This window comes from Exiguobacterium undae DSM 14481 (genome assembly GCF_000620805.1).
Taxonomy (GTDB): domain Bacteria; phylum Bacillota; class Bacilli; order Exiguobacteriales; family Exiguobacteriaceae; genus Exiguobacterium_A; species Exiguobacterium_A undae.
In genome coordinates this window covers 481,640-501,404 of record NZ_KK211187.1, presented here as the reverse complement: position 1 = coordinate 501,404, position 19,765 = coordinate 481,640, and the positions used below count along the sequence as shown (strand labels likewise).

The following is a 19,765-nucleotide window of genomic DNA, read 5'->3' as shown; positions in this document are numbered from 1 at the left end:
AGGAATACGTTCTGTTTCACGCGCCGATCCATCGCCTATTCAGTAGACGATCGTCAGTGATCCATTATGTATCCAGTTTGGGATGAACAGAAAGATGTTGTCGAAACCCTTGAATATGAAGGATTTCCGTATGTGGTAGGTTTGTACCGAATCACACTTCTAAAAAAGTGAATGACTCAGCTACAGATTCAATATACAAAACCAGGAAACTCACGACAATAGGTTTTTTGTAAAAAATAGGTGAATAGTAATAACTAGTAAAATATATTTACAGGCTGTATATGGAAATTAAAAATCTAACTGTCCTTTTTTGAGAAAACGCTTACATTTATATAGAATTTCAGATAAGTCAATATTTTTGTGAAATAAAATAAAGACAGTCACTTGAACAAAAGTGACTGTCTTTTTGTCTCATAACACCTTTTGATTGGCTTGTTCGATTGCTTCCAAAAAAGCATCCCGACGAAATCGATGGTCGGTGTCCGCTGTTACTTCAATCATTTCATCCAGTCGACGCAATTGGATTGGTAAGCCACGTCCGATCCATTCCAGCTGTTGTTGTAAATGGTGTCTCGCCTGATCCAGCGTATGTCGTTCTGCTGCGACGAATTGCCGTAAGTACTGTAAGACATAACCGAGTCCGAATTCGATTGGAATCCGTAATTCGGCTCCTTTGTCCTTGATGCGAATCAGACCGGCGCCGTAATGAATCGCGCGTTCCCATTCTTCACTCACCCGTCGATACCAGTTGTCGTTCGTCAAACAATGAATTTCCAGTGCGCCTTTTGGACCACTCGGCATAACGCTGAAATAATCGATTTTCATTTTTGGTCTCCTTTTCACCATTAAAAATAGGATGAATCCGTAACGGACTCACCCTATATGACAGGTCAGAAGGTTTGATTGTTCGAAAATGTTTTATTCGGACGTCCAATCCCTTCGTATTGGACGTTTCCTGGCTCATTGACATAAGCCCAACAGTTCCTGCCGTCGACCAAACGCGCCGACTTCATTTGTTTGACTAAAAGTTCTGGCGTGATCTGTTTGATTTCATCCCACTCCGTCATGATGACAGCAAGATCTGCTCCTGCAACTGCTTCTTCAATCGATTCCTTTTGATCAAGCAGTGTTTTTGCTGCCGGATCGTATCCTGTAACGGTGACACCCATCTTCGTTAATCGCTCGGCAAGGCGTAGTGCCGGCGCATCCCGTAAATCGTCTGTTCCCGGCTTGAAAGCTAATCCCAACAAAGCAACATGAAGACCAGGACTTGGATTGATTTTGTCGAGGACATATTGCAGTTGTGCTTCGTTTGTCCGGTCAGCTGCTTCAATGACATGAAGATGTTCGCCTTGTTGTTGTGCCAGCGTCGTCAAGGCAGCGATATCTTTCGGGAAACAAGAGCCCCCATAACCTGCGCCCGCCTTCAAGAAAGCAGGACCAATCCGCGGATCAAGACCGATTCCGTGCGCTACATCTTCGACATCTGCTCCGACAATATCGGCTAATCGGGCAATCTCATTGATGAAACTGATTTTGACTGCCAAAAAGCTGTTGGCTGCATATTTTGTCAGTTCTGCCGTCGTCGGATCCACATGAACGATTGGTGCATTCGTTTTGAACAAATCCGTCAACGTCTCGGCCAACTGTTGATCGTGCGCCCCGATGATAACGCGATGCGGATTACGCATATCACGAATCGCTGTGCCTTCCCGTAAGAACTCCGGAACCATCGCAAAACGTAACGATGGATAGACCGTCTGTAACTTTTCCGTCGTTCCCGGTGGTACTGTCGATTTCATGACGACAGCAGCGTCCGGTTGAATCGAATGAATTAACTTGACCACTGCTTCGACGGCCGATAAATCACAACTCCCATCCGCCCGTTCTGGTGTTCCGACAGCTATCAGATAAAGATCAGATACCGGATACTCTGTCGTGAAGGTCAGACGACTTTGATTTTGTTGTAATGCTTCTTCGATTCCTTCTTCCGTAATTGGAGCAATTCCGTTCGACAGACGCTCCATTCGTTCTTTATTTAAGTCGACACAGATTACATCATGTTTCGCGTCGGCTAGTCCAATCGCGGTCACGAGTCCGACATAACCGGTTCCAATTACCGTCACTTGCATCTCATCACGTCCTTCGTCAGTTTCCCTGTCTTCACTATACGGGAGCGAAAGCGATTTGTGCATCGAAAAAGCTTTTCGAATACGCTATACTGGATACGGGAATGGGAGGAATGCTCGTGGCGATTATCATCTTTTGCCTCGTATGTCTCTTCGCATATCGTATCCGGAAGCTGCCTGAAGCGATTCGGACGATCTTACTTATCCTTGGGTTACTCAGTGGATGGTTCGCGCTGTTTGAGATCATCAGTTATTTAGAGGCCAACCCCTACCTGGCTGCCATCCCGATTACACTTGGACTTGGCTACTGGTATTGGTGGCGAAAGAAAAAACGGACGACCGATTCCACCTCATCCTAAGGTCGAGCGGTGTCCGCCTATCAATGAAACAAAACCAGCCCACTTGTGGAACTGGTTTTTTTGTCGTCACAAGACAGCCGGTGGTCCGAACTTGCCGTCGTGGTAATCCCGGTACGCCTGACGGATCTCGTCTTCCGTGTTCATGACAAACGGACCATAAGCAATCGTCTCTTCCCGAATCGGCTGTCCGGAATAGATTAAGATCTTCGTTCGGCTGACAGCCGTCAGTTCCAGTCCACTGTCACCCGATGCCTGTTCGTCAAACGTCAGTGTCGCGGCCATCGTCTTCGCAAGCCGCGTCTTGCTTGCTCCGGCTTCGATCTCTCCTGCCAAGACATACATAAACGCATTATGGTTCGTCGGGAGGACGTGTGTATACGTCGCACCCGGTGCGAGTGCAATCTCGCTCATCGTGATCGGCACCAGACTGTCGAGTGGTCCGGTCACCCCGGCAATATCACCGGAATAGACCCGGACCTGCCCCCCGTCGAACGGTACGATCGGCGCTTCTTCGAGCAAAACGTTTTGATACGAAGTCGTCGTCTCCTTCAGACGTTTCGGGAGATTCAGCCACAGTTGCAGCGTATGGATCAGATCGTCATCAACCGCTTCTTCCGCGTGACGCGCCGCCCAACCGGCGTTCATGTACTGAACATCCCCTGCATCCAAGATTGAATGTCCGCCGTGATTATCGATATGCTCCAGCCGTCCGTCCATCACGTAGGTAATCGTCTGGAAACCGCGGTGCGGATGATCGGAAAAGGTTCCGCGTTTGAACCAATCTTCCGCCATCAGAATGAACGGATCAAACTCGTCTTTTCGCTCCGGCGGCAGGACCCAGCCTTGCTGGACATGGGGATAACCGTTTTGCTGATACGTCACTTGCCAGTGTTGTGCAATATCGCGTTGGAACATCTCTTCGACTCCTCTGCTTAATAAGATATCCTCATTGTCGCACAGTCCGTTTCGGAAGCAGAACTGGTTTGCTTGTTCAGGTTTTCTAAGGCAACTTTCTCTTCCCTATCAAAAAAACGACCCCGTTACTATCTCGGGATCGTTCGTTTAGTACCGTCTGATTTAAAAACGGTTCGCTTTTTGTTCGAGAACGGCAATCTTTTCTTCGATCTCAAGCAACTTCAGTTCATGTTCGAGTTCAAGACGACGTTTTTTCCGCTTCAGCTGGCTCAGTTCTTCCGCAACCGATTCCGGTGATGCTTCCGGACGAGGTGGGGCCGTCTGATCCATCGACTGGCGGAGCGGATCAAACAAGTTCGACTTCGCGAACTTCGCTGCTTCCGGTCCAAACAAATCATTGATGATCGGCAACACTTTGTTCATCGCGTTCCCTGGAATCTGCGACTTTTCGTCGACGAGACGTTTTAACGCCAGTTCATCGACCAAGTACCCTTTACCATCCTGTTCGGCATGCAGTTCGCCTGTCCGAATCCAACGACGGACCGTTTCTTCCGAGACACGTAACAATTCACTGATCTGTTTTGTTGTTAACATCGTCATCCCTCTTTCCATTCATTTGATACCCTTACTATACACACGTGTGTGCGTGTGTGTCAATCGAGACACACATCAAAAAGCCCTCTGAACCGATTCGGTCCAAAGGGCTTTCCTGTTATCCAGCGCGTCGTAACAATAACCAAAGTCCGACTACAGCGAGACCTGCTCCCGTTGCTGCGTATGGGAACGGTTTGTCTTCACCCGCTTGCGGGAGACGTTCGTTTGACGTCGTGTTCGTTGTTTGTTGATCCGCTACGTTCGTCGCCGGTGCTTCGACCGTCTTGACCGGTGTTTTCGTCGGTGTCGGTGTTGGCTTCGGTGCTACGACCGGTTTTGCTTTCACGATTTCCGCGACGAGGAAATACCCCATCGTGTCTTCCGTCAATGTGATCGAATCCGTTGTTGCTTTGCGTTCGAACAGTTTCAAGAACTCATCGTACTCCGGGAATTCTTCTTCCTCTTCATCCGCCATGCCGACCGCCAATGCTTTGACACTGGCTTTCGTCATTTCAAATTCAAACGAATCCATCAAGTCGTCCAGTGAGATGTGGTGCATTGCTTCAACCGTGTATCCGGAAGCGACTTCTGTTTTGACTGTGTACGTACCAGGTGTCAATTCAATCATCAATGCGTCGTCTTTCGCGACTTTCTCCGTATAAACGTCGCTGCCTGTGATTGCATCCGTCACCGTATACGTCGCAGGAAGTGTTTGCTCCGAGTAACCTGGAATCTTGTCGGCGTTCGCATCAAAGAAGTTCGTGACGAGCAACAAGTTTGAAAAATCCAACTCTGCTTCTTCATCATAACCGTATAAACCGGCATCGATTTGTACATTCTCACCGGCTGTCAGTTTAACTTTCGCCATATCGTCCTCATCCAGGTCAGAATCGATTGTCGGGTCCGTTCCCTCGTGTTGCGGTGAAGTGGAGTAGTAACCGATGTCCATGCCGTAGACGTCGATGTAGTATGTGCCCGGCTTCAGGTCCTTAAACGAATAAAGACCGTCTTTTGTATAGGCTTCGTCGACAACGTCATAGTCCGCGTTCAAGAGGTAGACCGGCACATCACTGATACGCGTTTCTTTCTCTTGACGGATTCCGTCTTCGTTTTCATCGTACCAGATCGTTCCGCTGATCGTTCCTGTCGTCGCGATCGGTTGTTCCGTCTCCGGTTTTGGTTCTTCTTTAATCGGTTCTTCTTTGACCGGCTCTTCTTCAACTGGTTCCTCAGCAGGAGGATCTTCCTTGATTGGTTCTTCTGCTGGTGGTTCTTCCGTCACCGGCTCTTCTGGTGTCGGTTCTTCTTTGACTTCACGGCCAAACTCAATCAAGACCGTTTTCGTTTGATCGGCTGAGACGATCTTGACGACTGGTGCCGTCTCTGCCGTGAACGTCACGATTGGTGTTTTCGCGATGTCGATGTCTTGCCCTGTCACGCCCTCTTCAAAAACCAATGCGGTTTCCGATTCGAGGTTGACGACTCCTTCTCCCGTAAAGGTTAATGTGTAAGGATTCGTTCCCGTTCCTTTAACGTCCCACGTCAGTGCTGTTTCGGCTTGTGCCGGTGTGATGACACCAAAAACAAGCAAACAAGCTAGTATGTACATTCCAATTTTTCGCATTATGTTTATTTTCGCCCCATTCTTTAAATATGTTCTACCTAAATTCTAAACAATACAGTAAAAATAAACCAGTCCTTTTTCAAAGATCATTCGGAATCAGCCGACTTAAGATAAAAAAAGAAGCATACGATAACCGGGAACGATTGGTTATCGTATGCTTCCTTTTTTTATCAAAATTAGGCGAAAATACTTCCACTTCTAAACGAAGTGAAAGTGGGAGATGAATCGCCAGCCTGCTTTTCGGGTATATTTTCCTTAAAGGAGGTGAAAAATGGTGTTGAAACACAAGGCCTACAAATTCAGAATCTACCCTACAAAAGAGCAGGAAATCCTGATCGCGAAGACGATCGGGTGTTCACGCTTCATCTTCAACCACTTCTTGGCGAAGTGGGATGAAATGTACAAGACCACTGGAAAAGGACTGTCCTACGGTTCTTGTTCCAAAGAAATTCCTTTGTTAAAGCAGGAGTTCGACTGGTTGAAAGAAGTGGATAGTACCTCTGTTCAGATCAGCGTCAAACATCTTGCTGATGCGTTTGATCGCTTCTTCAAGAAGCAGAACGAACGCCCTCGATTCAAGTCGAAGCGCCATCCCGTCCAATCGTACAAGACGAACATACAGGGAAAGTCTCAACTTCCTGAAGTCTCGATTGGATGCAATAAACTCAAACTTCCGAAGCTGAAATGGGTACGTTTCGCCCATTCGAAACACATCACAGGCCGTATCTTGAACGCCACGATTCGACGTAACGCTTCAGGCAAATATTTCGTCTCCCTGCTCGTCGAGCAGGAAATCGACGAATTGCCGAAGACCGGTTCATCTGTCGGCGTCGATGTCGGACTCAAGAACTTCGCTATCCTGTCGGACGGCACCGTATACAAGAACGACCGTTACTTCCGTTCGCTTGAGAAGAAACTGGCGCGCGAACAGCGTAAGCTCTCCCGCCGTCAACGCATCGCCCTGAACAAGAAAGTCACGCTTTCCGAGGCGAGAAACTATCAGAAGCAGAAGCGGAAGGTTGCCTGTATCCACGAGAAGATCGCCAACAAGCGGAACGATTTCCTGCACAAGGTATCGACCGAGATCGTCCAAAACCACGACGTCATCGGGATCGAGACCTTGCAGGTGAAGAACATGCAGAAGAACCGTAAATTGAGCAAGTCCATCTCTGAGGTCAGCTGGTCGGAGTTCTTCCGGATGCTGGAGTATAAGGCAGAATGGTACGGGAAGACCATCGTGAAGGTTGGCAATACCTTTGCTTCCAGTCAACTGTGCTCCAGTTGCGGTCATCAAAACAAAGACGTGAAACATCTCAGCTTGCGTGAATGGACATGCCCGAGTTGCGGCATCCATCACGATCGAGATGTGAATGCAGGACTGAATCTCAAACAAGAAGCCGAACGCATTTTAGCTTCTTCAACCGTCGGGACGACGGGGTTAGCCTGATAAATTTTCGACCGTTAGGTCGGATAACTCAGGAATCCTTCACCTCTAAGTGAAGCGTAGGTGGAGGTAGTTCAACGGACGACTTCGAGCGGAATCTCAATGCCGCGTCCTGCACCCGCATCGATGATCAAGACCGGTAAGCGGTTTTCATCAAATACTTCTTTTTCGATGGTCGTATCGGACGTATACGTTCTGACTTCACCCATTTTTTTTGCTTCGAATGAAACAAATGGGAACGGAATCGACTGATTGGCGACATCCAGTCGGATATCGACTTGCTGGTCGTCGAGTCGGATATCGTTTGCCGTGCGAATCGTCAAACGCATTCGATCATTTTCCGTTGCTGAAATCTGAGCCGAGATGTTTTCTGTTTGTCCAGCACGTTTGACAGGATCGATGATGACCGTCGGGGAAGCGGTCTCCACCTCGTCAGCACGTTGACAACCAGGAACGACAAGCAGCGAAATCGCCAGTGGAATCAGCCAGCGCTTCATCACATCTTCACTTGATCGCGAAAGTGAGTTCAGCGGTACAGGCGACTTCCCCATCGACCGTTGCTGTGGCACGCCCTTTACCAATCGGTCCACGCAGTTTCGTCAGTTCGACTTCCAGTCGGAGCTGGTCACCGGGGACGACTTGACGCTTAAACCGGCAGTTTTCAATACCCGCGAAGAAAGCGAGTTTTCCTTGATTCTGTTCCATCTTAAGGACAGCAAAGGCACCGACTTGCGCTAATGCTTCGACGATCAAGACGCCGGGCATGACGTTGTAGTCTGGAAAATGACCATTGAAGAATTCTTCATTGGCCGTGACATTTTTGATTCCGACCGCCCGTTTACCTTCTTCGACTTCTAAAATACGGTCGACGAGTAAAAAGGGATAACGGTGGGGAATCACTTCCTTGATTTGTTCAATCGTATACATATAAACAGCTCCAATCACTGGTTAGTTTAAGATTTCGTCCAAAAATCGGTGATGCGGGTCCATGTGTCGAGCTTAAGGACATCCATCGCTTCGCCACCACCAAGTGTCGCATACCCAACCATCGCACCGATGACTAACGCAACGACGACTAACAGAAGAACGATCAGTAAGCGAACGATAATCGGAACACGACGTGAGGAATACTCACGCATCTTTTGACGCTGTTTCGGTTCCTTGTCTTGTTGTCCCTGATTGTCTGCTTGTTGATGACGTTTGAGACGTTCACGTGTCGGTTGGTCTGTTCCTGCTTGATTTTGTACCATCTTGATCACCTTTCGTTGAGTCAGTCTAAGAACATCATAGCATATTAGTACCTGGTATTAAATAGTTTCGATTTAGCTACAAAACCGTTCTTTTTTTAAGTGTAACATGCACAAACGAGGAACTTGTAAAAAAGTTCTGCATTTTCTATATAAGGAAGAGAAGTGAATCCACCTGCTTTTTCAAAAAAACTTTTATCATTTTCCAATCCAAATAAAATCGAGGTGCGTATGCTGTTCAGAACGGTAAAACAAAAACTACCAAACACGTTTTAAATACCACCCAAATTTGAGAGGATGAGACAAAATGAAAAACACGAAAAAATTCGCAGCAACAGCAATGGCAGCAGCACTCGTATTACCAGGAACAGCAGCATTCGCTTCTGGTGGCGGAGATGAGATGAAACATGAGGACGGCGCGAAAAACGTCACGGTCAAAACAAAAGCCGCTGACCTTCGTGCAACACTTGATCAACTACTCTCTGAGCACTTCGTGCTTGCCGTCATGGACATGAAAAAACAATATGACGGATCAAAAGACGCAGAATATTACGAAGCGGCTCTCAAACAGAACGCACTTGACATGACACCAGCGATCGCATCGGTCTACGGTGAAGAAGGCGCGAAACAGTTCGAGAAAATCTTCGTCGACCATAACAAATACACAACAGATCTCGTCAAAGCCGTCAAAGCGGACGACCAAGACGGCATCAACGCTTCAAAAGCGGAAACGGAAGAGTTCGTCCAAGACCTCTCGAGCTTCCTTGATACAGCAACAGAAGGTAAACTGCCGAAGGCAGCAGCGGAAGAAGTGCTCCGTGCCCATGAAGCGGACGTCTATAAAACATTCCAACAATATGCAGCCGGTGACTACGAAGGATCGTACAACACGTTCCGCGAAGGATACAGCCGTATGTATGACATCTCGAAAGCACTCTCAGTTGCGATCACAACACAAATGCCTGAGAAGTTCGACAACACAAAAGCGGATACAAAAGCAGCTGACCTCCGGTCAACACTCAACAGTCTTGCAGCAGAGCACGTCGCACTGGCTAACATCAGCATGACAGCAGGCGTCGATCAAGCGAAAGACTACGATGCAGCAAACTGGGCAGAAGACATGCACACAGCTGACTTCAAAGCGGCAATGAAATCGGTTTACGGTCAAGCGGGCGCGGATCAGTTCGAGCAAGTTTGGACGAAAAACCACATCGAAGCCCAAGCAAACCTTGTCACAGCAGCGATCAATGACGATAAGAAATTGATGGGTGACGCACAAGAGATGCTCAAAATGTTCTCAAATGACTTCGGTGCGTTCCTTGGCGCAGCAACGGAAGAAAACCTTCCGACAAAAGCGGCTCAAGAAGCTGTATCTGGCCACGAGATGTATATCCAAGATACGTTCATGCAGTACACGGAAGGCGACTACAAAGGATCGGTTGATACGTTCCGTGAGTCTTACGCTTACATGTACGGCGTGGGGGCAAACCTTGGTGACGCAATCGTCAAACAATCACCAGAGAAGTTCATGGACGGTACACCAGGCTCAATGCCAAACACAGGTAACGGCGGCATGAGCGACAACAACACAGCAGCAACGACTGGTGCGATCGCACTCTTCGGTCTCGCACTTGGTGCAGCCGGAATCGTCCTTGCTCGCAAACGTCAAAACGCATAAGAATTCGGGTATACTAAAAAGGATAGCGCCTCGGCACTATCCTTTTTCTGCGCAAGAGACTTTGTCTCGGAAAGGAGTGACGTGTCTTGAAAAAATGGTTATTGCCGGTCAGCATCCTCTTGATGCTCGTTTCAATCGGTACGTTAATTTTTCTATTAATCGGAAACACGAATGAACCACAATCGAACATCACGCAAGGCGACGCAAAAACTGAGTCTGCGGCATCTTCCGAGGCAAAGGAAGATCCACTCAAACCGTCCGAAATCTTCAAAAAAGAATTTAAGAGTCTTTCGACCAATGAAGTTGAACTCCCAAAAACGTTAGCCATCGATCAGCTTGATGTCAAAACGAACGTCGAGCAGGTCGGTTTGGATAAAGAAGGCGCCATGGCCACTCCGAAAAATGAACAGCAAGTAGGTTGGTATAAGTTTGGTCCCCGTCCAGGTGATGTCGGGAATGCCGTCATCGACGGTCATACCGATACAAAGACCGGTCCTGCCGTCTTTAACCGTCTCGATGAACTGAAAAAAGGCGATACGATCAAAATCAAGGATGAGTCCGGCCGGACACTTGTCTTCCGTGTCAAGAAGCTCGTTGAGTACGGTCACCTCGATGCGCCACTCGAAAAAATCTTCGGCGCATCGGATCAACGCAACTTGAACTTGATTACTTGCATCGGTGTCTATGATGAGAACGAAGGCACGTACGACAATCGTCTCGTCGTCTTCACGGAACTGGATGAAAAGGCTTCGGACCCTGTCAAAACACCTCCGAAACCAGCAACGAATGTCCGCGTTTCCGGCGGTTTCGTGAACTGGTACGCCTCAACAGATGAAGAAGTCGTCCAGTACAACATCTACCAAGAACAAAAAGGAAAACGGAAGAAGTTAGGTGCGACGGAATCCATCGAACGGAAAGCCTTCCCATTACCGGAAGACGCCAGCGGCCGCTTCATCATCACGGCTGTCAATAAAGCCGGTATCGAATCAGAAGAAGCGTTCAGTGCCGTTCAAAAATAAGATACAAGAAAAAAGATCTTGTGCCCTCACCGGCGCAAGATCTTTTTAGCTTTCTTGATTCAAGGCAATCCGCAGTTGTTTTTCACCGGACATCGTTTGATAAAACACACTTAACCGTCCATCCGTCACCCGAACTTGTGCCGATGGGATGAAGACGATGCCGATCCGTGATTCGCCCGGTTTGTAGGAACCGTTCAACGAGTTGAACTGATCCGCAATCGTGACGATTTTTCCTTTTGTCTCGTACTCCGCAATCTTCGGTAAAATCTGAATCTCGTCTGCGGATTGATTGGTGATTTTGACCGTGATTGCAAGCAGACGGTTCGGTTCCCCCATGATTTGCAACAGCTTTTCTTTTTGAACATTGATGACGAGCAACGGCGTTTGGCGGGTCGTATCGCGATGTGCGACATCCAGCGTCTTTAACTGGAGCCCCGCCATCTCGTATGTCACCCCAATCCGGTCCTCCCGGTCAAATTGTTTTAACTGCCCTTCGTTCAGCCGAATGGTCGTCCGTGCTTTTTCAGGATTGCCTGACGTCTCTTCCTGCTCCCACCAACCGAGGAGCGGTACCATGAACTTCGCGACGATGACGATGACGAGAAGTGTTGCCATGACATAAAACAAAAATGTCTTCACACTCATCCTCTTTTCTAAGCCTCGATCTGTTCCTTCATCCAGCCTGCCGTCAACCCGTTCACTTCGGGTGACGACTTTTGACGCGCGAGGTGGTCACAGTACTGAATGGCAAGATACTCCGCTTGGAATTCCACGTAACGGGTGCCCGGAAGACTGTTCACTTCGTAAATATAGAGGTTACCGTCCGCCCCGATTCCGACATCGATCCCGAGTGCATCGAGCGGATAGGCATAAAACGACTCGAAATAAGCCGGGAATCGACGGGCAAAGTCGACAATTTTCCGCGTTACCTCATGATGCGTCTCCGGGTAGTTCTGTTGCATGAAAATGTCCATTCGGGTCGTCGAGAACGCGCCATGGCTCAAGTGACTGACCGATTCTTGGTTGTTGTTGCTGACAAAGGGAAAAAACTTCACGAGCTTCCATTTTCCGCCTGCTCCCTTGGCGACATGGATCCGCATGCAGTAGGAATGACCATGAATCGTTTGGGAAGCAATGAATGGTTGCACGATCATCGGATTCCGCTTTGTTTCTTCTTCGATACGGTCAATCAGTTCTCCTTTTGTATAGTTCATATTCTCAAGTAAATGCCGAAAATCAAAGGAATCGTTTCCCCTTTGCTCCATCGTATAAATTCGTTGCCCCTGTTTGCCGTTCGCCGGTTTGAAGATGACGCGTCCGTACCGCTCGAGTAACGGCAGCAAATCGCTCCCTTTTCGAACGCGGTGCATCGGAATCAGATTATCCCGAAATGTTCCGTCTTGCGCCAAACGCTTCAGCACGACGTTCTTATTACCAATCCGGTGCGTCGTAAACGGAATCTCTTGCGCCAGCCGCTTAAAGAGCTGTTTCTGTTCTTCCGTCAGCGGCAGATGGTTGTAGATGACATCCGGAAACTCAACAAAACTCGGCTGCCACGCGTCATCCAAAAAATGCTGGGCCTGAATCATCCGACTGTCAAAATCGACATCTTGCGGTCGAAAGAAAAAGGTCTCGAACCCCATCGAGGCCGCGACGACACACGCAATCTTATCGCGGAACTGCGGTTTCTCATTCAAACGTAATATGCCAATCCGTGTCATGGCGCTTCCTCCTTCACTGGCTCGAGATAAATCAAGTACCGTTCTGTACTGTCGGTTACATTGTAAAAAGGATAACAAGTCGAGATGACAAGTGATTCTTTGCCGGTCGACTGCAAGACACGTGTATCGGTATAATCAACGATTTCACTCGAACGCATCACGTACCGGTATGAACCGTCCGCGAGAAACAGTTCGACTTCGTCACCTTCTTGCAGCTGGCTGATCTTCGAGAACGTCGTATCGTTGTGACCGGCGATGAATATCCGGTCCTCTTGTCCCGGGAAGGCCGTTTCCGGATGATGACCAACGCCTTTTGCGAGTGTCACCTCATCCACACCTTCCAGTAACGGTAGTTCCATGTCGAGTGAACGAATCGACAGAAAGCCGAGTGTCTCGCCGTTTGCAAACGTCATGTCCGGTTCCCGGTCGGCTTTTCGATCCATCGGTTCTTTTTTACCCGATTGGTCAGCTGTTTTCGTAGACTGTCCTTCCGCTTGAACGACAACTTCCTTCGCTTTCTCCAGTTCCACGGATAACGTTTGCTGGACGGTCAGCTTTTGATAGCCGACGTATCCAAGCAAAACGAGTCCGATCAGCAGCAAAATCGTCGATCCCTTTCGTATCATCGTAGCTCGACCTCCTTCCGATTGCTCCGTAAGACCTGACAATACCCGGAGAGATTGTGTTCAACATCGTCAATCCGGACCCGGAAGGAATGATGCCGGATATAAAAACTTCCAAGAATCCGCTCCGGTCGTTTCATATACATAGCGACTTCCGGATAAAAAAATCCGTTCAACTGATAATGCATCCGCCGTTCGATCGTTTGTTCCAACTGTTCCAGCGGGAAGTTTTCGAGCAATGCCTGCCGTCCTTGCGTCTGTATCCGAATAATCATGTCCTGTGCCGCGAGCATCAATTCAAGAAACGTCGGGTACGTCGTCTCCCGGTCATGGATGAACGTCAGTTTCGGTGCGACGTTCTGAAGTCCAAACGTGTAATAGCGGTCTTCCGGTCGATGCTTCGTCAGTTCATTGACGCTGTAGCTCAACCAGTGATCATGATACTTCCAGTACTCATGCTCCAGGAAGTAATCGAAGGCATCGACGACAGCGGTCAAGTATCGTTCGTCGCGGTCCTGTTCATACAGACGAAGCAGAGCGAACGTTGCCTCCCCTTCGTAATAGACAATCCGAAAGGCTTCTTTTAAGGTCATATCCGGATACGCGAGTACATGATGGAAGTTCCCATCTACTTGTTGCAACTCGAGGATCACTGTCGCGAGTTGGCGGCACACGTCTAAATCATCTGTTACCTGAAACGTCTTCATATACTGGGTCAATGCCAAAATAGCGGCAGCATTCGCGCCAAGCTTCACTTCACCCGGCTCCCAATCAACGACATAGGCGCGGTTCTCTTGTACGACAATCAACTCATCAATCAAATAGGCTTTCGCCCGTTCAATCGCTTGCCGTAACGCGATGTCCGGCGTCACCTCATAGGCTTCAATCATCGCGTACAGCGTGCTGGCATGACGTAAGCTGTTGTAATAGGCGATTTTTTTATCAAAACACGGAAAATAACCATATGTGAATCGACCATTCTGTTGAACTTGCTTGGCTAAATACCGGCCAGCCTGTTGAACAACCGATGTGATTTCAAAAGTAAGGTCATGCTGTTGCTGATAAGTTCTTATTTTTTCTGCTGTCGTGTTCATCTGTAAGACAACAGGACCGTCTTCTTCGAAGACACTGGTCGTCTCAAAGGTGATACAGCGCGTCTCCGGATGAAATGCCATCCGTGGAACCGATCGTTGTTGCAATTCAACGTAACGCGTCATGTTTTTTAAATTGATGCGTAAATCAGGATGATCCGGATCTGGTGTCAACATCGCATTTCCGTTCAACTCTTCCTCAAGAAAGGCACATTCCATTCGCGTATCGAAGGCGATGCCGGACCGGAAATAGTTTTTACGTGTCTGTTGCAGACGTGCGTTCAATTCGGAAAATGTACAAAATTGAAAGTTTTTCGCGAGATCGACTTTGATCCATTGATAGTTACTTGGTCGTTCGCCTAGCTGGGTCTTGATTTTTTGAAAAATCGTCGATAAACGTTTTCCCCGAAACGTATGCACCTGCGCCCGTCCCGTCGGATTACCGAGTGATACAAAAACCGTTAAGCGTTGGTTCAAGTAATAGATCGCTTGTTCTTGTTCCATCAGTTCAGTCAATCTTTCTTCCAATCCTTCGATTCGCATGAATTGGTTCATTCCGTCTCACTCCTATCAAAAAGATGAACTTGCAGCAAGGACACGACGTCCTTGCTACAAGTGAAATCACTTTTTTGTCGACTCAGTCTTGTGGACGGCGTCGGAATAGTTTGGCGAACAATCCGGTCAACGTCGCGAGCATCCCCATCAAGGTGATCAAGAAGAGGTTCTCAGACGTGTTCGGAAGACTTTTCGCCACAGGTTTCGGAAGTGGCTGACTGACCGGTTTTGAATACATTGGTGTGTTTTTAGCTGAAATGCCGTTTGTTGCCGGCAACGTCGGTTTTGTGACGACACCAGAATTTGATGGTAACGTCGGTTTCGTTACAGCCCCTCCATTTGTCGGTAAAGTTGGTTTTGTAATGACGCCTGCATTCGATGGTGGGGTCGGCGTTGTAATGATTGGAATCGGCACGACCACGGCATCATTATCATCTTTCGGATCCATGACCGGATCTGGCTTGTTGTCATCATCACCGTCGTTATCATTGCCATTATCGTTATCGTTGTCATTATCTTTATCAGCATCCGCATCAGCGTCAGCATCTGCATCAGCGTCCGCATCAGCGTCAGCATCTGCATCAGCATCCGCATCGGCATCCGCATCCGCATCGGCGTCAGCATCGGCATCGGCATCCGCATCGGCGTCAGCATCGGCATCGGCATCCGCATCCGCATCGGCGTCCGCATCAGCATCAGCATCGGCGTCCGCATCAGCGTCCGCATCAGCGTCAGCATCGGCATCAGCGTCAGCATCGGCATCAGCGTCAGCATCGGCATCAGCATCGGCATCCGCATCAGCATCGGCATCCGCATCGGCATCAGCATCAGCATCCGCATCGGCATCCGCATCGGCATCAGCATCGGCATCCGCATCGGCGTCCGCATCGGCGTCCGCATCCGCATCAGCATCAGCATCCGCGTCAGCGTCGGCATCCGCATCGGCATCCGCATCGGCGTCAGCATCCGCATCCGCATCGGCGTCGGCATCGGCGTCGGCATCCGCATCCGCATCCGCATCCGCATCAGCGTCAGCATCCGCATCGGCATCCGCGTCAGCGTCGGCATCCGCGTCGGCGTCCGCGTCGGCATCCGCGTCAGCGTCAGCGTCAGCATCCGCATCCGCATCCGCGTCAGCGTCGGCATCCGCGTCAGCATCCGCGTCGGCATCCGCGTCAGCGTCAGCGTCAGCATCCGCATCCGCATCCGCGTCAGCGTCGGCATCCGCGTCAGCATCCGCATCAGCATCGGCATCGGCATCGGCGTCAGCATCGGCATCCGCGTCAGCATCCGCATCAGCGTCGGCATCGGCGTCGGCATCCGCATCAGCATCAGCGTCCGCATCGGCATCCGCATCGGCGTCAGCGTCAGCGTCAGCGTCAGCGTCGGCATCGGCGTCAGCATCGGCATCCGCATCAGCGTCAGCATCCGCATCGGCGTCAGCATCCGCATCGGCGTCGGCATCCGCATCGGCGTCGGCATCCGCATCCGCATCCGCATCGGCGTCAGCATCGGCGTCAGCATCGGCATCCGCATCGGCATCGGCGTCGGCATCCGCATCGGCGTCAGCATCCGCGTCGGCATCCGCATCGGCATCCGCGTCAGCATCCGCTTCTTCATCAAATACAATCGTCGCTCGTCCATCGAGATCACTCAACAACTCGGCATCGATCACGGTTGTACTGACGGCTGATCCTGTCACGACAACGTCATCTTGCGGCACATCTGCTGGTTTTACGACATCCACATTGAGATTGACGGAGGTCGGTCCGAGGACTTGTACACCAGCTAAATCGTTAGACAGGTTTACTGTATCGTTCGTGACTGCATTCAATAATGCATTCACATCCGGCAAAAGACTTCTGACTGGATTTAATATCGGATTAATGATGCTTCCGGCAAGCCCGCTCAATTTTACATTCGTAATGGCATCGACTAGATCTTGTAATGCCGTTTGAACGACTTGTTTCACTGCAGTGTCCAAGTGGTTGCCTAACCCGTCACTAAAATCAACGATGATGGAACCATCTGGATTCACGGTAAACGGAATCGAATCTTCATATTTTAATAAATCAGATAAGGCCGAATCCAGATTTTGAAGGTTTTCCAGTGCCGTGCTTAACTCTGTTAAACCTTCAACTCTTAATAACGCACCAATCGGTCTGTTCTGTAATCGATCAATTCTTGTCAAAAGCCTGCTTACTACATTCGTCACCTCTCCTGTCAACGGATCCAATTGTCTCTCTAACGTCGGTAAATCCTGTAACGTCACCGGGAGAAGTTCAACGCTGACAGCCGCATTGCCGTCAGCCGTCATTTTTCCGGCAAGATCCGGTACATTAAAGACGGCGACGCGTTCCGGATTAAGGACTTGTGCATCCGCGAGACCGACTCCGGTCAGTCCCAGTGCTAAATCATAGCGATCCGGCTGTTCTGTCAGTCCAGCAGTCACCTGTACACCGGTCAATAACTGAACATCCGCCAAACTGACCCGATTGGCAGGTGCACCGGACAGCGAATTTTTAATCGAATTCGCAAACTGTTGTTGTTGCGATTGAAACTTTTTTTCAGATGCTTCGGTTTTTGTATACGTGAAGGAGATCGGAGAGAGGGCGAGTGAGGACGCTGCCAATAGTTTGACGAGCCGCTTGGTGTGGTTTCTATGGTGTTGGTTCATCTTCTTTCGAAAATCAGGTGTCTTCTTGTTCATTGGAACACTCCTTTTCTTGAGAAAAATTACCTTACACCTCATATTATGCGACTTTCTGACTAAAAAATATACATTTTTTTACAATCATAATGATTATATAGTTATTATTAACCAGTATTTGAGATACTAAATTCCCATTAAAATATATTTAATATTTATTTTGATTTTAACAAAGATAAAATATATTGTAATTTTATTTCATTACTTATTCCGCTAATTACTTCCAAAAGCGTCGTTTTTCACTTTATACCGATATAATAAGCAATCCGACAAAAAAACCTCTTGAGCAGGGCTCAAGAGGTTCTTGTGGCATTTGTTAATACGTGATGTGTTGTTTACTCCACACAATCGATTCCTTGAACTGGCGCACGAGTTCTTCTGCCGGTCCCGTCAATGAATAGGCTAATCCCTGTACTTTTTCGGACATCTGCTGCAAAACAAGCCCGTCTTCGATCAGCTCTTGCAGTTGTTCGAGAATCTGACCATGGGATTGATCCAAGCGTTGTTCAATCTCACCAATCGTCAATGCCCCATCCCGCAGGATGTAAATGACACTCGACTTAAGACTGTTCTCAAAATTGTGTTGAAACTTCTGGAGTGCTAATAAATCAGCCTGCTCTTCTACATGACGTTGATCCATCTGACGCATACCCCTTTCGTGACACGATACTCTACCTTCTCAGTATGACCGAAGCAGCGGGAAAATTCAAAACTCAATCTTTTGTCGTCACGATTGTATTAAACGTCTTGTCGTCTTCGGCAATGACCATCTTCTTCTGTGACCGCAAATGATAGAGACGGCGGATATTGAGGATGATGACCTTCATGACGGCATAGAACGGCACACCGAGCAAGACACCGAAGAAGCCGGCGATGTTCCCGGCAACGAGTAAAACGATGATGATCGTCAGCGGGTGGACATCAAGGGTTTTCCCTTGGACGAGCGGTGACATGATGTGCGAGTCGATTTGCTGGGCGACCGTCATGACGATGACCGCGTAGACGGCGAGAATCGGATCCTGAATGAAACCGACGATCAGGGCCGGAATCACACCGATGACCGGACCGAGGAACGGAATGATGTTCGTCATCGTCGCAAACAAGGCGAGCAGTAAGGCATAGTCAATCCCGATGATCAAGTAACCGATATAGGCAATGATCCCGACGCCGATACTGACGATGACTTGTCCCCGAATGTAACTCATGATCGTCAAGTGAACGTCACTGAGGATTTTTTTCGTTTCCTTATGGTATTCATACGGCATCATCTTTACGAGATTGCCTTTTAATTTATCCCCATCGAGCAACATGTAGATCAACATGATCGGGATGATGACAATCGTGACGACCGTCGTCGTGATGATGCTGACGAATCCACCGACACCGGTTCCAATATTTTTTAAGAACGTCGATGCGTACTCGGAAATGTTACCGGAAAACTTGTTAAACAGATCATCCTGTCCTCCGAGGAAACGGGAGAAGAAGGCACTGTTTTGCAATTGATCCCGCACGTCGACAAGTTGACGTTGGAATTGTGAAGCGAGTGTCGGAATCGAATTGACGAATTCCGTGATTTGGTCTGACAGCATCGGTCCGAAGATGAATCCAAGCGCTGTCAGGATTCCACCGAGACCAAACAATACAACGATCACGGCCGGCCGGCGTTTCATCTTTTTCTCGAGCAGCTCAACGATCGGCAACAGGACATAATAAAGAATCCCGGCAATCGCAAGCGGCGGTACGACCATTTGCAGTAAGATTGCAATCGGCCGAAACAAGAACGTCACATGATTCCCGATCCAGACGATGATCAGCAACGTCATGATCCACCAGGCACCACGGTACCATTTGTTCTCAAACATCTTTTGCATCTTGTCACTTCCTTATGATTAAAATAATGGCATCACTCAGTAGATTCCCTTTATTCCGGCTCTTCTAATCCTTATTTTCAAAAAATAGTGAAGCGGCTACGATTTCTTGATGACTTGAAACGGCTCTCATTTAACGTTCATTAGAAGAAACTAGTAAATAAAATATCTTTTTTACATCTTTGCGT

Annotated in this window: 19 protein-coding genes; 4 read left to right on the top strand and 15 right to left on the bottom strand. The window is 48.6% G+C overall.

Going from position 1 to position 19,765, the window contains the following annotated elements:
* Window positions 1-411 precede the first annotated feature (411 nt).
* Together P397_RS0103285 and P397_RS0103280 are read right to left on the bottom strand one after the other, a co-directional pair.
* The gene (locus P397_RS0103285) at window positions 412-825 is read right to left on the bottom strand and encodes a hypothetical protein (protein ID WP_028105600.1); all 414 of its coding nucleotides are present in this window, start codon (window positions 823-825) and stop codon (window positions 412-414) included.
* A 65-nt stretch (window positions 826-890) separates the two neighbouring features.
* A complete protein-coding gene (locus P397_RS0103280) occupies window positions 891-2,132 on the bottom strand; it encodes a UDP-glucose dehydrogenase family protein (protein ID WP_026831956.1) in 1,242 nt (413 codons plus the stop codon).
* Window positions 2,133-2,242: 110 nt separating this feature from the next.
* Here P397_RS0103280 and P397_RS0103275 point away from each other — a divergent pair, with 110 nt between their 5' ends.
* The gene (locus P397_RS0103275) at window positions 2,243-2,488 is read left to right on the top strand and encodes a hypothetical protein (RefSeq protein WP_233550726.1); all 246 of its coding nucleotides are present in this window, start codon (window positions 2,243-2,245) and stop codon (window positions 2,486-2,488) included.
* A 66-nt stretch (window positions 2,489-2,554) separates the two neighbouring features.
* On the opposite strand, the gene P397_RS0103270 is transcribed toward P397_RS0103275, so the two are convergent.
* The 3 genes from P397_RS0103270 to P397_RS0103260 all read right to left on the bottom strand — a co-directional run bounded on the left by P397_RS0103270 (window position 2,555) and on the right by P397_RS0103260 (window position 5,621).
* Window positions 2,555-3,403 carry a pirin family protein gene (locus P397_RS0103270; protein ID WP_028105598.1) on the bottom strand — a complete coding sequence of 283 codons (849 nt, stop codon included), beginning with the start codon at window positions 3,401-3,403 and terminating at the stop codon, window positions 2,555-2,557.
* 162 nt (window positions 3,404-3,565) lie between these two features.
* A complete protein-coding gene (locus tag P397_RS0103265) occupies window positions 3,566-3,997 on the bottom strand; it encodes a helix-turn-helix domain-containing protein (RefSeq protein ID WP_028105597.1) in 432 nt (143 codons plus the stop codon).
* Between the two features lie 118 nt (window positions 3,998-4,115).
* The gene (locus P397_RS0103260) at window positions 4,116-5,621 is read right to left on the bottom strand and encodes an SdrD B-like domain-containing protein (protein ID WP_028105596.1); all 1,506 of its coding nucleotides are present in this window, start codon (window positions 5,619-5,621) and stop codon (window positions 4,116-4,118) included.
* 274 nt (window positions 5,622-5,895) lie between these two features.
* On the opposite strand from P397_RS0103260, the gene tnpB reads away from it, so the two are divergent.
* Window positions 5,896-7,068, top strand: a complete 1,173-nt coding sequence (tnpB, locus tag P397_RS0103255) for an IS200/IS605 family element RNA-guided endonuclease TnpB (protein WP_028105595.1) — start codon at window positions 5,896-5,898, stop codon at window positions 7,066-7,068.
* Between the two features lie 71 nt (window positions 7,069-7,139).
* On the opposite strand, the gene P397_RS0103250 is transcribed toward tnpB, so the two are convergent.
* Genes P397_RS0103250 through P397_RS0103240 form a run of 3 tightly spaced genes read right to left on the bottom strand, consistent with a single transcriptional unit; the run spans window position 7,140 to window position 8,315 of the window.
* On the bottom strand, window positions 7,140-7,562 hold the full coding sequence (locus P397_RS0103250) for a hypothetical protein (RefSeq protein ID WP_026831950.1): 423 nt from the start codon (window positions 7,560-7,562) through the stop codon (window positions 7,140-7,142).
* Window positions 7,563-7,569: 7 nt separating this feature from the next.
* Window positions 7,570-7,992 (bottom strand): 3-hydroxyacyl-ACP dehydratase FabZ, encoded by a 423-nt coding sequence (gene fabZ, locus P397_RS0103245; RefSeq protein WP_012371522.1) that lies wholly within the window; start codon window positions 7,990-7,992, stop codon window positions 7,570-7,572.
* A 26-nt stretch (window positions 7,993-8,018) separates the two neighbouring features.
* A complete protein-coding gene (locus P397_RS0103240) occupies window positions 8,019-8,315 on the bottom strand; it encodes a DNA-directed RNA polymerase subunit beta (protein WP_026831949.1) in 297 nt (98 codons plus the stop codon).
* A gap of 304 nt (window positions 8,316-8,619) precedes the next feature.
* On the opposite strand from P397_RS0103240, the gene P397_RS0103235 reads away from it, so the two are divergent.
* Together P397_RS0103235 and P397_RS0103230 are read left to right on the top strand one after the other, a co-directional pair.
* Window positions 8,620-9,990, top strand: a complete 1,371-nt coding sequence (locus tag P397_RS0103235; RefSeq protein ID WP_028105594.1) for a copper amine oxidase — start codon at window positions 8,620-8,622, stop codon at window positions 9,988-9,990.
* Between the two features lie 86 nt (window positions 9,991-10,076).
* Window positions 10,077-11,009 (top strand): class F sortase, encoded by a 933-nt coding sequence (locus P397_RS0103230; protein WP_028105593.1) that lies wholly within the window; start codon window positions 10,077-10,079, stop codon window positions 11,007-11,009.
* Window positions 11,010-11,054: 45 nt separating this feature from the next.
* Here P397_RS0103230 and P397_RS0103225 read toward each other — a convergent pair whose 3' ends face one another.
* The 7 genes from P397_RS0103225 to P397_RS0103195 form a co-directional block, all read right to left on the bottom strand.
* Complete coding sequence (locus P397_RS0103225; RefSeq protein ID WP_026831946.1) at window positions 11,055-11,648, bottom strand: hypothetical protein; 594 nt, start codon at window positions 11,646-11,648, stop codon at window positions 11,055-11,057.
* A 14-nt stretch (window positions 11,649-11,662) separates the two neighbouring features.
* Window positions 11,663-12,730 (bottom strand): YheC/YheD family protein, encoded by a 1,068-nt coding sequence (locus P397_RS0103220; RefSeq protein ID WP_028105592.1) that lies wholly within the window; start codon window positions 12,728-12,730, stop codon window positions 11,663-11,665.
* Window positions 12,727-13,356 carry a class D sortase gene (locus P397_RS0103215; RefSeq protein ID WP_028105591.1) on the bottom strand — a complete coding sequence of 210 codons (630 nt, stop codon included), beginning with the start codon at window positions 13,354-13,356 and terminating at the stop codon, window positions 12,727-12,729. Before P397_RS0103215 ends, P397_RS0103220 begins: the two co-directional genes overlap by 4 nt.
* Entirely contained in the window at window positions 13,353-14,999 is a 1,647-nt protein-coding gene (locus P397_RS0103210) for a glycoside hydrolase family protein (protein ID WP_028105590.1), read from the bottom strand. The genes P397_RS0103215 and P397_RS0103210 overlap by 4 nt, the downstream gene beginning before the upstream one ends.
* A gap of 82 nt (window positions 15,000-15,081) precedes the next feature.
* Window positions 15,082-17,709 (bottom strand): adhesive domain-containing protein, encoded by a 2,628-nt coding sequence (locus P397_RS18030; RefSeq protein WP_028105589.1) that lies wholly within the window; start codon window positions 17,707-17,709, stop codon window positions 15,082-15,084.
* 316 nt (window positions 17,710-18,025) lie between these two features.
* Window positions 18,026-18,349 carry a winged helix-turn-helix transcriptional regulator gene (locus P397_RS0103200; RefSeq protein ID WP_026831942.1) on the bottom strand — a complete coding sequence of 108 codons (324 nt, stop codon included), beginning with the start codon at window positions 18,347-18,349 and terminating at the stop codon, window positions 18,026-18,028.
* 73 nt (window positions 18,350-18,422) lie between these two features.
* Window positions 18,423-19,580: an AI-2E family transporter gene (locus P397_RS0103195; protein WP_028105588.1), complete on the bottom strand. Its 1,158-nt coding sequence runs from the start codon at window positions 19,578-19,580 to the stop codon at window positions 18,423-18,425.
* Window positions 19,581-19,765: the final 185 nt, after the last annotated feature.